The sequence below is a fragment of the Streptomyces sp. NPDC002328 genome, from assembly GCF_042890065.1.
Classification (GTDB): Bacteria; Actinomycetota; Actinomycetes; order Streptomycetales; family Streptomycetaceae; genus Streptomyces.
Map to the genome: position 1 here is coordinate 1 of NZ_JBIARQ010000053.1, position 1,280 is coordinate 1,280.

1 protein-coding gene is annotated in these 1,280 nt (G+C 70.4%); it reads right to left on the bottom strand.

The genetic code is table 11. From position 1 onward, the window contains the following. On the bottom strand, positions 1-1,243 hold a 1,243-nt coding region (locus ACFYX4_RS40980), incomplete at its 3' end, for an IS701 family transposase (protein WP_389345088.1). Positions 1,244-1,280: the final 37 nt, after the last annotated feature.

A 1,280-nucleotide genomic window follows, 5' to 3' on the forward strand; every position in this document is an offset into this window, starting at 1 on the left:
GCGCCGTGTCTTTTGGGTCTCGTGCCAGTCGTTGCAGGGTGCAGAAGGCGTGGGCGGCGGAGACGAGGGTGACGTGGTGGTGCCAGCCGTTCCAGGTGCGGCCCTCGAAGTGGGCCAGGCCCAGGGCTTGTTTCATCTCGCGGTAGTCGTGCTCGATGCGCCAGCGGAGCTTGGCCAGCCGCACCAGCGTGGCCAGCGGCATCCCGGAGGGTAGGCTGGACAGCCAGAACTGCACCGGCTCGCTCTCATCGGCCGGCCACTCGGCCAGCAGCCAGCGTTCAGGCAGCTCCAGGCCGTCGGTGGCCTGGCGGACACCGCGTCCGGCGGGCCGGATCCGCAGGGCCACGAACCGCGAGTACATGCGTTTGAAGCCGCTTCGGCCGTTGCCCGGCCGGGATCCTTCCCGCCATGACACCGGCCGGGCCGCCTTCCGGCCTGCCGCGAGAACCAGATCCTTCACGGTCTGCGGCGCATCGGGATATTGCATTCTCGGCGGCCGGCCGGTGCCCGCGCAGGCGGGCTGGACGGGCCGGGCGTCAGCCGGATGCGCCATGTGGCGGGAGGAAATCCCCACCGCATAGGGCAGATGCCGTTCTTCCAGGCCGTGGCGGAAGGCGGCGGCATCGCCGTATCCGGCGTCCGCGACGACCAGGGGAACGTCGACGCCCCACGACCGGGCCTCATCGATCATGTCCAGGGCCAACTGCCACTTCTCCACGTGCCCCGCCTGCGCCGGGATGCCGCAGCGGCCGCGGCGGGCGACTTTGACCGCATCGGCCTCCGCGGAGTCGGGATCCCACGAAGCGGGCACGAACAGTCGCCAGTTCACCGCCGCCGAGGCCCGCTCGCGCGCCAGGTGCAGCGACACTCCCACCTGACACTTGGTGACCTTGCCCGCGGTGCCGGTGTACTGCCGCGACACACACGCCGACGCGTCCCCGTCCTTGAGGAAGCCGGTGTCGTCCACGATCAGCGCCTCAGGGCCGATCGCCTCGTGCATCCTCCAGGCCAGCCGGGCCCGCACATGCGCCGCATCCCACGGGCTGGAGGTGATGAAATGCGCCAGCGCCTGCCGATTGCCGTCCTCGCCGAGGCGGGCCGCCATCGGCTCCACCGACTTGCGCCGACCGTCCAGCAACAGTCCCCGCACATACGCCTGCCCCCACCGCCGCTGATCCGCACGGAAGAACCCGTCGAACAACTCCGCCGCGAACGCCTCCAAGTCCTCCCGGACCGAGGCCATCTCCTCAGGTGTCACACCAACTCAACGACACCGACGA